11 protein-coding genes are annotated in these 13,337 nt (G+C 65.1%); 8 read left to right on the forward strand and 3 right to left on the reverse strand.

Annotation, left to right across the window (positions count from 1 at the left end; genetic code table 11):
* The first annotated feature begins 146 nt into the window (after window positions 1-146).
* Window positions 147-626, forward strand: a complete 480-nt coding sequence (locus QM707_RS05600; protein ID WP_415000875.1) for a hypothetical protein — start codon at window positions 147-149, stop codon at window positions 624-626.
* A gap of 42 nt (window positions 627-668) precedes the next feature.
* Window positions 669-1,541, forward strand: a complete 873-nt coding sequence (locus tag QM707_RS05605) for a hypothetical protein (RefSeq protein ID WP_415000876.1) — start codon at window positions 669-671, stop codon at window positions 1,539-1,541.
* Window positions 1,542-1,670: 129 nt separating this feature from the next.
* Here the strand turns inward: QM707_RS05605 and QM707_RS05610 are convergent, their stop codons facing one another.
* The gene (locus QM707_RS05610) at window positions 1,671-2,591 is read right to left on the reverse strand and encodes a lysostaphin resistance A-like protein (RefSeq protein ID WP_415000877.1); all 921 of its coding nucleotides are present in this window, start codon (window positions 2,589-2,591) and stop codon (window positions 1,671-1,673) included.
* A gap of 225 nt (window positions 2,592-2,816) precedes the next feature.
* Between QM707_RS05610 and QM707_RS05615 the strand changes: the two genes are divergently transcribed.
* From QM707_RS05615 to trmY, 4 genes are all read left to right on the forward strand, one after another.
* Window positions 2,817-4,325, forward strand: a complete 1,509-nt coding sequence (locus tag QM707_RS05615; RefSeq protein WP_415000878.1) for a M20/M25/M40 family metallo-hydrolase — start codon at window positions 2,817-2,819, stop codon at window positions 4,323-4,325.
* A gap of 114 nt (window positions 4,326-4,439) precedes the next feature.
* Window positions 4,440-6,602 (forward strand): prolyl oligopeptidase family serine peptidase, encoded by a 2,163-nt coding sequence (locus tag QM707_RS05620; RefSeq protein ID WP_415000879.1) that lies wholly within the window; start codon window positions 4,440-4,442, stop codon window positions 6,600-6,602.
* A complete protein-coding gene (locus QM707_RS05625) occupies window positions 6,599-7,237 on the forward strand; it encodes a glutathione S-transferase family protein (RefSeq protein ID WP_415000880.1) in 639 nt (212 codons plus the stop codon). Before QM707_RS05620 ends, QM707_RS05625 begins: the two co-directional genes overlap by 4 nt.
* Before the next feature lie 78 nt (window positions 7,238-7,315).
* Window positions 7,316-7,909 (forward strand): tRNA (pseudouridine(54)-N(1))-methyltransferase TrmY, encoded by a 594-nt coding sequence (gene trmY / locus QM707_RS05630; RefSeq protein WP_415000881.1) that lies wholly within the window; start codon window positions 7,316-7,318, stop codon window positions 7,907-7,909.
* Between the two features lie 269 nt (window positions 7,910-8,178).
* On the opposite strand, the gene QM707_RS05635 is transcribed toward trmY, so the two are convergent.
* Window positions 8,179-8,580 (reverse strand): REP-associated tyrosine transposase, encoded by a 402-nt coding sequence (locus QM707_RS05635; RefSeq protein ID WP_415000882.1) that lies wholly within the window; start codon window positions 8,578-8,580, stop codon window positions 8,179-8,181.
* 333 nt (window positions 8,581-8,913) lie between these two features.
* Between QM707_RS05635 and QM707_RS05640 the strand changes: the two genes are divergently transcribed.
* Both QM707_RS05640 and QM707_RS05645 read left to right on the forward strand, forming a co-directional pair.
* Window positions 8,914-9,948, forward strand: a complete 1,035-nt coding sequence (locus QM707_RS05640; RefSeq protein ID WP_415000883.1) for a diguanylate cyclase domain-containing protein — start codon at window positions 8,914-8,916, stop codon at window positions 9,946-9,948.
* A 196-nt stretch (window positions 9,949-10,144) separates the two neighbouring features.
* Window positions 10,145-10,900, forward strand: a complete 756-nt coding sequence (locus QM707_RS05645) for a hypothetical protein (RefSeq protein ID WP_415000884.1) — start codon at window positions 10,145-10,147, stop codon at window positions 10,898-10,900.
* A gap of 90 nt (window positions 10,901-10,990) precedes the next feature.
* Here the strand turns inward: QM707_RS05645 and QM707_RS05650 are convergent, their stop codons facing one another.
* The gene (locus tag QM707_RS05650) at window positions 10,991-13,078 is read right to left on the reverse strand and encodes an alkaline phosphatase D family protein (protein WP_415000885.1); all 2,088 of its coding nucleotides are present in this window, start codon (window positions 13,076-13,078) and stop codon (window positions 10,991-10,993) included.
* Between the last annotated feature and the right edge of the window lie 259 nt (window positions 13,079-13,337).

Raw genomic sequence — 13,337 nt, forward strand, 5'->3', positions numbered from 1 at the left:
CGATGAAATTGTGCGTTGCCAATGATGCCGGCCGATCCCGCCGGACAGGGATGTTCCGCGCCTTCGTGCGGTCCCGAACCGTCGCTCCGACATGACGCGATGGCCCGGGTCCTTTGCGAACGAATACCCACGACGTGGAGAACATCATGAGCTGCTCGAATCCTTGCACCCGGATTCGCTACGAATTCGTTTCCATCGATGGACCGCCGGACTATGTCTACAAGCCCATCACCGGCAAGCCCGATGCCGGCACGCTCGACCCCAATGCGCACCAGGATTACATCCAGCTGTGGCTCACTGCCTTCATGTGGTGGATGGGTTTCGGCATCATTCCGACCTCCTCGCCTTTCCGCACGGTCGAACCCGAATGCGGCGATTGCGAGTGCGACTTCGCGACCGAAACCGCGGTCCTCAAGCAGTTCACCTACACGCCGCCCGATTTCCAGCTCAAGAACGGCAAGCTCAGCCTCAGCGCCAAGTTCACGATGCGCGTGATCTCGCAACTCGGTGTCTGTACGATCAGGAAAGACAGGAAGCTCTCGATGGCCGGACGGGAAGCGCGCGACTTCCTCGCCAGCCTGCCGGCCCTGAAGACCAACCTGAAGCCGCCGGGCCGCAACGCCTGAGCCCGACCGCCCGATCCTCTCGCACCCCCACCGGAGAATCGCATGACGCTGCAGCGCATCTATACGAACTGGGACGACGTCCGCGATGCCACCGGCACGCCGAGCAGCCGCAAGCGCGCGGCCTGGCGCGAGTACCTGCAGACGCGACCGGCGATCGCCTACTGGGGCGACTCCTGGTTCACGACGCCGCTGTATCGCAACCTGAACTGGCACAGCTTCGCGCGCATCGAAGGCATCTCGGTGCGGCTGGGCAAACCCGGTTTCCAGGCCAAGGACATGTGTACGCGGGCGAATTGCCGCAACTACGCCGAGCGTCTGACGGCGCGCGAGTTCGACCTGCTGGGCGTCAGCATCGGCGGCAACGACGCGCTCGACAAACGCCTGGCCAAGGTCTTCGGCGACATGAGCGGCCTGTCCGCCGCCGATGCCTATCAGGAAGTCGTGGATGCCGGCGTGTTCGACGGCATCCGCGACTGTTACGAGACCTTGCTCGATGCGATGAGCGAGCTGGCGCCGCAGATCAGGGTCGTCGGCCATACCTACGCACCGCTCGTGCGCATCGGCGAAAAAGGCAAGACCGACATCATGAACCTCGGTCTCGCGCGCCCGCTGATCGGCAATGTGGGTCCCTGGTTGTGGCGTCCGATGAAATCCGTACTGAAAAACAAGGCCGAGGCCAAACCCTTCGCCGACCTGCTGCTGGGCCAGGGTTTCGCCGGCGTGTTGGCGCAGATCAAGCGCGGCTACTCCCAGTTCTCGTTCGCCGATTTCCGCAACGTGCCCGGTACGCAGGTCGAATCGTTCTGGTACGACGAGATCCATCCGAACGAAGACGGCTTCGCCGTGCTCGGTGCGAAATACAACGAGGCGCTGCGCACGGCTTTGCCTGCCGCCAAGCGCGCGGCCGTGCGGTGATCCGCAGCCCGGGTTGAGGCCATGGGCCCATACCCGCGTGTGTTGGCGATCGCTCATTCGTTGCGTTCTGGTTGTACTCGTTGAACTTCCCGGGTATCGCGCCTTCGGCGCTCAACCCGGGCTACGCGCTCAACCCGGGCTACGCTCGACCTGCAACGAAGAAACCGTCGCCCGCCTCCGTCGCCAGGCGATCCATGCGATGCCGACGACAAAGAACCCAACGCACAGGAAACTGCCTTCCGGGCCTTCGGCACCGCCGGTCAGGGCGTCCATGCCCTGCGGACGTAGCGCCACCAGCAAGGCCGGCAGATGCGCATCGATGCCGGTAACGGGCAACTCGAATCCGGTCGCAAGCCACCAGTTCCAGCCGGTGTGCCAGCCCATCGCGCCCCAGATATTCCCGGTGCGCAGCACCCAGGCGCAGGCGAACAGCGAGAACAGGAACGAACTCATCGTGATCAGCCAGGGCTGATGCGGGCTGTAGTGCAGGAACGTGAACACCAAGGACACCAGCAGCACCGCCAGCCAGACGCTCGCTTTGCGCGCCACCGTCGACAACAGCCAGCCGCGGAAAATGATTTCCTCCACGCTCGACTGCAGGGCGAAGCTCGGCAGCAGCAAGGCGATATGCAACAGGCTCGCCGGTGAGCGCCAGGCCGAACCCCAGCCTTCAGCCCGGAGTCCTCCCGCCGCCCAGATCGAGAACACGACCAGCGTGATCGTGCCGACGCCGATCGCCACGCCCTGCAGGAATGTCTTCAAGGGCGCCGGAGCGACGAAGCCAAGGCTTCTGATCGGTCGGCGTTCGATCCAACGTGTCCAGGCGAGGACCAGCAGCAAGGTCGGCGCGAAGGTGAACCAGAGCAAGGCGTACAAGCCGGCCAGTCCGATCGGATAGCCACGCGCATCCGACCAGTGCTGCGCCTGCATCCATCCGTCCAGTGCGATCACCGGCGCCGCGACGAACACGATCAACAGGATCGGCGCGAGCCAGACCCAGGGCAGCCAGCCGCGGGCCGGTTCGGGCGAAAACAAGGCGATCGGGGTCATGCAAGGCTCCGAAAGATTGCGCAGCAGGCAAGGCACCATGGCGCCTGCGCCTACGCCCCGGCAATGGCGTTGCGACGAAGCGGCGGAATCGCCGATGGAGCCTCCGTATCGGCGACGGGAGCCTGCTCAGGCGGCCACGCTGGAGCCCAGCCAGGATCCCGGGTATCGCGCCGATGGCGCTCAACCCGGGCTACCATGGCCCACGCCATCACCGGGAGTTGGGGAATGACATCGCATCGTTCGTTGTCCGGCCGCGCCATCGCGCTGGCCTGCTCGCTGGGCCTTGCCGCGTTCGCGTCCGCAACGCAGGCTGCCGAGGCCGATCTCGCCGCGCTCCGTACGCAGCTCGCCGCGCAACACGATGCCAACGTGCAGCGCCTCAAGGACTGGATCGCCCTGCCCTCGATCGCGGCCGAGAACCTCGCCTACCCCAAGGGCGCCGAACACATGGCGATGCTGTTGCGCGATGCCGGCTTCCAGCATGTCGAGATCATGCCCACCGACGGCAAGCCCGGCGTCTTCGCCACGCTCGACGCCGGTGCGCCGAAAACCGTCGGCGTGTACTTCATGTACGACGTCAAGCAATACGACCCGGCCGAATGGAGTTCGCCGCCCCTCGAAGGCCGCATTGTCGAGAAGCCCGGCGTCGGCAAGGTGATGATGGGTCGCGGCGCGGTGAACCAGAAGGGCCCTGAAGCGGCCTTCCTCGCCGCGTTGCACGCGTTCCATGCCGCCAATAAGAAGTTGCCGGTGAATCTCGTGCTGGTCGCCGAAGGCGAGGAAGAGATCGGCTCGCCGCATTTCACCCAGATCGTGCGCGCGCCCAAGGTGCAGGAGGCCCTGTCGAAATCCATCGGCGTCTTCATGCCCAGCGCCATGCAGGATCTGGACGGCATCATCACCGTCAGCCTCGGTGCCAAGGGCATCGTCGAACTGGAATTGGTCGCCAGCGGCGAACGCTGGGGACGCGGCCCGAACAAGGACGTGCATTCCTCGCTGAAGGCGATGGTCGACAGCCCGGCCTGGCGACTGGTGAAAGCGTTGGGCACGCTCGTTTCCGACGATGGCAACACCATCACGATCGACAACTACCCGGTCGCGCCGCCGATCAGCGACGAACACCGCGCGATGATCGCCGCCGCCATCGCACCCGATAGCGACGAGATGTCCAAGAAGCAGCTGGGGGTCGCGCACTGGATCGACGATCTGCCCTACCAGCAGGCGCAGGAACGCTTGATCTCCCAGCCCACCGTGAATATCGAAGGCCTCGTCGGCGGCTACACCGGCCCGGGCGGCAAGACCATCCTGCCGCATCGCGCGGTCGCCAAGATCGACATGCGCCTGGTACCGGGCATGAAATTCGACGATGCCGTCGCGGCCTTGAAAGCGCATCTGGCCAAGCACGGCTACGGCGATATCGAAGTCAACGTCAGCGGCGGCTACAACCCGACGCAAACGCGTTCCGATTCGGGCCTGATCCAGGCGCAACTCGCCCTGCTGCGCGCGCATGGCAACAAGCCCCTGCTGTGGCCGCGCAACGCCGGTTCCTATCCCGGTTTCGCCTTCTCCGATCCGCCGCTGAGCTTGCCCGTCGGGCATTTCGGCCTGGGCTTTGGCGGCGGCGCGCATGCACCGGACGAATTCTTCCTGATCGAATCGGCGAACAAGAATCTCGATGGCTTCGATGGCGCCGCCTTGTCGTACGCGGAGTATTTCTACGAGCTGGCGAAGTAAGAACGTAGCCCGGGTTGAGGCCAAGGGCCGATACCCGGGGAATACGAACAATCCCGGGTATCACGCCGTCGGCGTTCAACCCGGGCTACTTTCCGCGACTCCAGGCCCTAAGCCATGACCCGTTTTTTCATTGCCCTGCCCCTGCTGCTGCTCGCGGCCGATGTCGCGGCGTCCGTGCGGGTGCCGATCGCTCCTCCTCCGCCCGCACGCATCGAGGTCGTGACCGAAACGGTGCATGGCGTGGAAACGCGCGACCCCTACCGCTGGATGGAAGCCACCGACGGCAAGGCGTTCAAGCTCTGGTTCGACGCACAGCAGCGATACGCCAAGTCGCTGCTCGAACAGGCGGGCGACACTTCGTCGCTGGCGGAAGCGATCAGCGACGCCCTTCAATCGCTGCCGACGCTTGGCCAGGTCAGCCCGACGATGGGCACGGTGCTGATCACGCGTTGGTTGGAACAGGGGCAGGCGCTGTACGCGCTCGACGACGGTGCCACGCAGGAACGCCTGGTCATCGACCACGAAGCGCTGGAAGCCGCCGGGCGCGGCGGCCGCATTCGCCGCGTCACGCCCTCGTGGGACGGTCGTTACGCCGCGATCACCACGACCGGCCGTGGCGATGTGGCACCGCAGGTTTCGGTGGTTGAACTGAGCACGGGCAAGCTGTTGCCGGATCGCATCACCGACCTTCTCACCACGACCAGTGGCAGCCGCTACCAGGTGACCTGGCTGCCCGACAGTTCCGGCTTCGTCTATCCGCGTCTCGCGGAAGGCGCGATGATCGGTCCGAGCGGCGCGCGCTACGCGCGCGGCCGACAGGTCTTGCACCGCCTCGGCTCGCCAGTCAGCGAAGACGTCGCCGTGTTCGGCCATGGCGTGCATGCCGTCATTCACACCGAAGACGACGATCTGCCGTCGGCCATCGTCATGGCACCCGGCTCATCGTGGATCGTCGCGCGACTGGCGAGGACGCGGGCCGAGCGCGCAGAGCTCTGGGCCGCGCGACTGGACGATGCGCTTACGGGCAAGCCGGTGTGGCAACGCATCGCCGAAGACGGTTACGGCTCGCCGCTGTTGCAGGGCGACCGCGTTCTGGCCCTCACGAGCATCGGCGCCGATCGCCGCCGCATCGTCGCGCGCGATCTCGGCGCGCAGGCGTCCGACTGGATCACCGTCGTACCGGAACGCGAAGGCTTGCTACGCGAATTCCTGCTCGATGGCGAGCAACTGTATTTCACCGAACTGCGCGATCTGCGCGACGGTCTGTATCGCGCCGACCTGGATGGCAAGAATGTTTCGCCTGTCTCGCTGCCCTTGGCCGGCATGGCGCGCTTCGCCACCGCGAGCGCACGGAAGGATGGCCCCTGGGTGGAGCTGTCGAACTGGATCGACCCGGGAAGTTGGTATCGCGTCGCACCGGCCGCAAAGCAGGCCGAGCCGAGCGCCATCGCGCCGGGTGGGCGCTTCGTCGCGCCGACCGACCTGATCGTCGAACAGTTGCTGATCCCGGCCGACGACGGCGTGAACATCCCGGTGTCGGTGATCCGCCCGAGAGGAATTCCGCTGGATGGCAGCGCACCCTTGCTGCTGGAAGCCTACGGCAGCTTCGGCAAGGTGCAGGCGCCGGAGTTCAATCCCTTCATCGCCCTGTGGGCGCGCCAGGGCGCGATCTTTGCTTACGCGCATGTACGCGGCAACGGCGAACTGGGCGAAGCCTGGCATCGCGCCGCCTTGCGCGAGAACAAATCGCGCGCCACGCAGGACCTGCTTTCCGTGGCACGCGGTCTCGTCGCCAGGGGCTATACGAAGCCGCAGCGCACCATCCTGCTCGGCACGTCCAATGGCGCGCAGCCGGCCGGCATGGCCCTGGCACTGGCGCCCCAGCAATTCGGCGCCGTCGTTTACAACGTCGGCCAACCCGACGACCTGCGCGGCGCGAAGCTCGATCCCACTTCGGCGCGCAACCTCGGCGAGTTCGGCGACACGCATACGCCCGAAGGCGTGCGTCTGCTGCTGCGCAATTCGCCCTACTACCAGCTGCCGGAAAAGATTTCCCTGCCGGTCTTGGTGGTGAAGAGCGCACCCGACGATTACAACTACGGCTCGTCCGCGACGATCGCGAAGTACGTGGCGCGCCTGCAGGCGGCCAACAGCGGCGACAAGCCGGTATTGTGGCTGGAACAACTCGGCGGCCACACCTGGCTGTTCGACGGCAATCCGGAACCGGATGCGCAGTTGCTGGCCTGGTTGCTGCAGCAAGTGCGGGCCCAGCCATGACCATCACGATCACCGCGTTCGAGAAATCGCCCGATGGCGGCAAGGGTCTGGCGCGCGATACGCGCGTACGTTGGGCGCTGGAAGAAGTCGGCCTGCCTTACGAGGTGCGGCTGGTCTCGTTCAAGGCCTTGAAGGAACCGGCGCATCTGTCGCGGCATCCCTTCGGCCAAATCCCGACGTATGAGGAAGGCGGTCTGGTGCTGTTCGAAACCGGTGCGATTGTCTTGCACCTCGCGCAGAACCATCCTGGCCTGCTGCCCGACGATGCCGATGCGCGCGCCCGCGCGATCGCCTGGATGTTCGCCGCCGTGAACACCATCGAACCACCCATCCTCGAGCTGTTTACCGCCGCCTTCCTCGAGCGCGACAAACCCTGGGCGGCGGAACGCGTGCCGATGGTGAAAGAACGAATCCGCGACCGGCTGCGCCCGTTGGCCGCGCGCCTGGGCGATGCCGAATGGCTCGATGGCGAGTTCAGCGCCGGCGATCTGATGATGGCCTCGGTGCTGCTGCGAACGCGATCATCGGGCCTGCTCGACGAGTTCCCGACGCTGGCCGCCTATGTGGCGCGCGGCGAAGCGCGGCCGGCCTACCAGCGCGCCTTCGCGGCGCAGCTGGCGATCAACGCACCGTAGGGTGGGCCTTGGCCCACCGCACGATGCGGAAACCGAATGGTGGGCTTGAGCCCACCCTACGAGGAAAGATAACGGTACATGCGAACCTTCGTCCTGAGAGCCCGCGCCGCGCCGACCGACAGCCAGAAATTGCTGGCCGGCGTCGGTGGCGAAGCGCATACCGAAATCCTCGCGCACACGCTGATGAACGCGATCTTCGTGGCGCAGTCGCATCGCCAGGATGTCGTGGTGTACCTGGTGCTGGAGAGCACGCAGGATTTCTCCCGCACGATTCGCTTCGAAGCCGATGCCATGCACGATATCGGCGGCTTCGATGAGCAATCGCTGCTCGGCAAGGTCGCGCGCGCTCTGGATGCCTCCAGGGGCATGGGCAAGGAAGAATCGCGATCGGTCGAATCCGGCGTGACGGTCCGCACGGTCAGCTTCGAGAAGCTGGTGCAGGAACTGGCGGAGGATCACCAGCTCTTCGTCATGGACCGCAAGGGCGCGCCGATCCGCGAACAGGCCTTCGGCGAGCGCCCCTGTTTCCTGCTCACCGACCATATCCCGATGCCGAAGAACACGTTCCACACGCTGGAGCGCCTGGGCACGAAGAAGATCAGCCTCGGCCGGACCATGCTGTTCGCGTCGCAATGCGTGGTGCTGATCCACCACGAACTGGATCAGCGATAAACCTGATCCGGTCGTAGGGTGGGCTTAAGCCCACCGTTCCTTGTTCCTTGTTGCTTGTGCGGTGGGCCAAGGCCCACCTTACGAATCCATTGCGCCGTCGTAGGGTGGGCTCAAGCCCACCGTTCATCCGCGCAAGCCGTTGGTGGGCCAGGGCCCACCCTACGAGGTTTCCGGATTGACGGCCCAATCCGGCGTGTAAACACCCTGCTCCACCCATCGACGAAATGTTGAATGGGGCCAATCCGCAGGCCGATGCGCGTGGCCAAGTTTCACCGGGTTGTAATGGATGTAGTCGGATGGCGCCGGAAGTCCTGTTCGTCTCGAATCACATGCTCCCAATAGCGACGTTGCCAGACACCGCGCTCCCGCTTTGACGCGCGGCTCATGGAGCGAGGCTCCATCTGCGGCAACACCCGACTGAAACCCGCCTTTATCTGCGCCCAGCGATTGGCGATATCGGCATCACCCTCCGGCAAGCGCCACATGCAATGCAAGTGGTCCGGCAACACCACGATCGCCAGCAGGTCGAACGGCCGTGCCTGCCGTGTTGCCCGGAACGCCTGCCCCAGATCGTCGATGTGCTCGACCAACAATTGTTGCTTTCGATCAAGCAGGTTGATCGTGAAGAAATACGTTCCGCCTGGCACCCAGTGACGTTGGTAGCTCGACATAGCACCAGATTGACCCAGGAAACCTGGCTTGCATGTCGGCCAACATGACCTACGCACCCCGGAAAAACGCGTTGGTGGGCTTGAACCCACCCTACAAATGTCACCTCGCCCTGGTAGGGTGGGCTCTAGCCCACCATGATCTCGACCCAACGCATCGGTGGGCCGAGCCCCCTACGAGGCCCAATCTGCCCCCAGCCGGATGACAGCGCGGCTAACCAGCAGTATGTTTGGCCCCAGGGGGAGGAACCTGTGTCGGAACCATCGGATAGCCAGCCGTCTGTCTCCACGCCATCATCACGCGCATCGCACACACTGCGTGCGATGGAGACGCCCATGCCTGTCCTGCCCGGCGACAACCCTCTGCGCCAGTTCGTCGGCCTGCTCGCCGATTCCGTGCGCGCCGGCGGCGATCTCGAATCCTTGGTCCGCCCGCTGCTCGAACTGATGGAAACGGTGACCGGCCTGGAGTCCACCTACGTCACCGCCATCGACGAAGCCGCCGGCGTGCAGCACGTGCTGTACGCGCGCAACAGCCACGAGTTGCAGATCCCGGAAGGCCTGAGCGTGCCCTGGGGCGACACGCTGTGCAAACGCGCGCTCGAGGAAGGCCGCTTCTATACCGACGACGTGGCCGACTGCTGGGGCGACTCCGATGCCGCGGCTCAGCTCGGCATCGCCACCTACACCAGCACGCCGATCCGCATCGAAGGCGGCAAGCTCTACGGCACGCTCTGCGCCGCCAGCGGCGAACGCAGGCCGCTGGCCGACGGCGCGGGGCGCATGCTGGAAATGTTCTCCGCGCTGATAGCGCAACAGGTCGAACGCGAGCGCCTGATGCACGCCCTGCAACAGGCCAACGACGCGCTGGCCGCGACGGCCCTGCTCGACACCGTCACCGGCCTGCCGAATCGCCGCGCCCTGATGAAGGACCTGGCGCGTCGCCTCGCACAGGCGCGCCGCGACGACCACGCCGTGCTGGCCGCCTTCGTCGATCTCGACAACTTCAAGACCATCAACGACCAGTACGGCCACGATGTCGGCGACCGTTTCCTCGTCGCCGTCGGCGAAGCCCTGACCGACGCGATGCGCGGCGGCGATTTCGCCGCACGCATGGGCGGCGACGAGTTCATCGTGCTCGGCACGGCGGCGCGGCGCGACCTGCGCAACGCCACCGAGGCCCTGTGCGATCGCCTGCTGGCGGCCACCAGCAAGCGTTTTCACCTCGGCGAAGGCGTCAGCATCGACTATGCCGGCCCGAGCATCGGCGTGGCCGTCGCCGAATCCGGCTCGCTGGACGGCGAAGCCCTGATCAACGCCGCCGACGCGGCGATGTACGCGGCCAAGCGCGAGCGCAAAGGTCTGCGCTAGGCCGTAAGGTGGGCTTAAGCCCACCCGCGTATTCGCCTTACCGCACGGTGGGCCAAGGCCCACCCTACGAATCTGACCCGGCTTCCTGGACCGGCGCCAGCACCATGCTAATGTCCATCGGGCGCGAGTATCAGGGGACATCGCGCTGCCAGGGCCGCACAACGGCCTGAATGCGGGAACCGACCAAGGGGAAGCCATGAACGCGACGACGAGCGCCGTGCCGGGAACAGCGGATTACCGGAACTTCCATCTGTGGATGCTGTTCCCGTTCGCGGTGTCCATCCTCGGGTTCTCGTACAGCTACTACCTCAACTTCACCGGCTCCACCTTCCACCAGCACGTGCACGGCATCTCCGCGACGCTCTGGTACCTGCTGGTCGTGGTGCAGCCCTACCTGATCACGCGCCGGAAAGACATCCGGCGCCATCGCTTGTTCGGCGCCATCGGCACCCTGCTCGCCGGCGTGGTGGCGGGCAGCGCGCTCACCATCATCCCGAAGAACATCGACGACGTGGCGAAGCTCGACCCGAACGGCTTCTTCAATCCGACCTTCGCTTATTTCGCGGTCATCATCGACGTCGTGCTGGTAGGCCTGTTCCTCGTCAGCGTCTTCATGGCGATCTACGAGATGAAGCGCAGGAACCTGGCCGGCCATGTGCAATGGATGATGGCCTCGGTGCTGGCCGTGCTGTCGCCGGGCCTGGCGCGACTGTTCGGCATCCTCTTCATCGTGGCCAATCAAGGCAATCTGGACGGTATCTCACTGGTGAAACTGGCCGTGCCGTCGATGATCGCGATGATGCTGATCATCGTCGTCTACTTCCGCAAGTTCGGCAGCTTCAGGCACCCGGCGTTCTGGCTGTTGATGGCTGCGCACGCGCCATACCTGTTCGTCGTGCAGATCGGCGACAACCAGGCCATCCGCAGCGTGCTCGCCGCGATCTTCAAATAGGCCTCGTTCCCACGCGACGCGCTTTACCCGGAGGGGACGGACCCGGCCTACCCGTCGCCTCTTGAAACAGGACGTGGACTGAAACCCACCCTACACCGACAGGCCCACATCCCCCTCCACCACCGTCTGCGTCATCTGCGGGCGTTCGCCGGCTTTCCATAGCGGTATGTCCAGGCGCAATCGATAGCGCAATGGCCCGCCGTCGTTGCCCGGCGCACGCGCCACGGGGCGCGGGATGCAGACGAACTCGGTCACCATTTTCTCGGCGTCGCAGCGCACCGTGGCGTAGCCGTGGCCGCCGTTGTCAACGAAGGTCAGGTGCGGGGCCATCTCCGGGTTGCGTACCGCCAGCGCTTTCTGCACGTCTTGCGTCTTGGCGTACTCCAGCGCCGAGCGCACGCCATGGCGCATCATCAGGTTGAACGTGTGCTGCTTTTTGCCATCCTTGTCTTCGGCGATGTACAGGCCGCGCGTCGGATTGTTTTCCTTCTTCTGGACGTATTCGTTGGCCTCGGCGCCGCCGACGGAAATCAACGAGCCGCCGACGAAGCTCACGCCCACCGGTTCGAACGCGGCCGGTGGCAAGGCTTTCGCCGCATAACCCGCCCAGAAACTGTGACGATCGCCGGCGACGACCGCAAACCCCGTGATACCGGCATCACGCACGGTGTCGTAGATCTCCGCGCGCTCGTGCCACACGCTGCCCCAGTCGTAGGCGCTCACGAGGCCGTAGCCCTTGCCTTTCCACACGCCGACGTCGGGCGGCAGGTTCTGCGGATCGACGCGCGTGTCGAGCGTGCCCAGCGAATTGCCCCAGACCTTCCAGGTCGCCCTGGCATGGCGCAGCTGGTCGAGGAACCAGGCCTTTTGCTTCGCGCCCAGCATCGATTGCGGCGCCGCCTTGGCCACGTAGTTGTCCACCGACTTGTCGCCGTAGCTGAGTTTCGCCGGCGGATGGCCGCCATTGAACGCGCGGCCAGCATCGAGCGGCCCCCACAACTCCTCGGGCACGAAGCCCAGGGTCTCGCCTTCGAAAAGCGGGTTGACCTCGTCGTGATTGCCCGGATCGCGCGAACGGAAGCTGCGGTTGTCGGTGAGCAGCAGGTCGATATGCCGGCCCCAACGCAGCGCGCGATAGATGATCAGGCTGTTGATGGCGGCAAGGTTGTTCGGTTCGGTGCCGAGGCCAGTGTCGTCGAAATCGGTGGGCTTGAGCTGCACGTCTTCGACGGTCGGCGCAGAGAAGGTGTCGAGCTTCGCGCCCGGCGGCAGCACGCGCGCCGGCATGTATTCGAACCAGGCCTGGTTGCCCGCGACCTTGAGTTTTTGCCCGGCCACCCAGCCATCGGTGCCGGCGAATTCGAAGACCGACTGCCAGGCGTTCCAGGAAATCTCGTGGTTGTCCCAGACGCTCACGAAGGGCCAGCGTGCGCGCGCATCCTGCAGGTCCGGATCGAGCAGATAGGCCTGGTAGACGACGCGATAATCCTCCAGCGAGTCCGGCACCCAGAAACGGTTCCTGGCAACGACCTTGCCCTTCGGGAACGTGATCGGGAACGTGAGCTTGCGGTCGTAGCGGCCGTTCTTGGCCTGGTCGGGGTACTGCACCACTTCGTAGATGAAGTCGCCGAGGTTCAACACGAAGCCGAGGCGGTCTTCGAGCTTGGCGTTCTCGTCCTCGTAGATCATCCGCCGATAGGCGTTGCCGTAGCCTTCGGGCAGGCAGAAGCAACTGACGAAGGCGAACTTGCTCGGACGCGGGTCATCGTCCGCGGGCGCGGTGAGCGTGCGGCCGATGCGGCTGCCGTTGCCCTCCTCGTCCACGAAGCGATACCAGTATTCTCCCGCCGCCGGCAGGTTGCCGACGATGACGCGAGCGGTCCAGTCGGATTCGGCGCTTACCTTGGCGGCGGTGGTGGCGATGACGCGCTTGAAGTCTGGATCTTCTGCGACCTCGACCAGCAGCGTGGCGGGCGCGTGGCCGTCGCCGTACGGGCGCCGTGTCCAGAGAATGACGCTCTGCTGATCGGGGTCGCCTGAGGCCACGCCCTGCGGATACAGATCGCGCCGCTCGCGCCAGCCGCTGGTCGATGCTTTGGCGACGGCCCCGCCCCAGGCCAGGGCTGCGCCCATGGCGGAGGCGAGTTTCAGGAATGCTCGACGGTCCATGCTCGGCATGACGGCCCTCTCCCCAGGCAGATCGCGATGATCGATGCAGGGGAACGCTACGCCGTGTTGGGAGGCTGGGGAGTGTGCCGGAAGTACTGAGGCAGGAAACAACCCTTCGCTGGCGCTAGCTTCGCGACAAGCGAGTAGGCGTTGCGGATCGTTGACATAGCGAAGCCGCCGACCAAAGCGCGCCAGCTATGATCATTTTCTGTTAGATCAGCGCGCATACCCGCCGCATAAAAAACGCCTAATTCCAGTTAGCGCACTC

Source organism: Arenimonas sp. (assembly GCF_047602345.1).
Classification (GTDB): domain Bacteria; phylum Pseudomonadota; class Gammaproteobacteria; order Xanthomonadales; family Xanthomonadaceae; genus Arenimonas.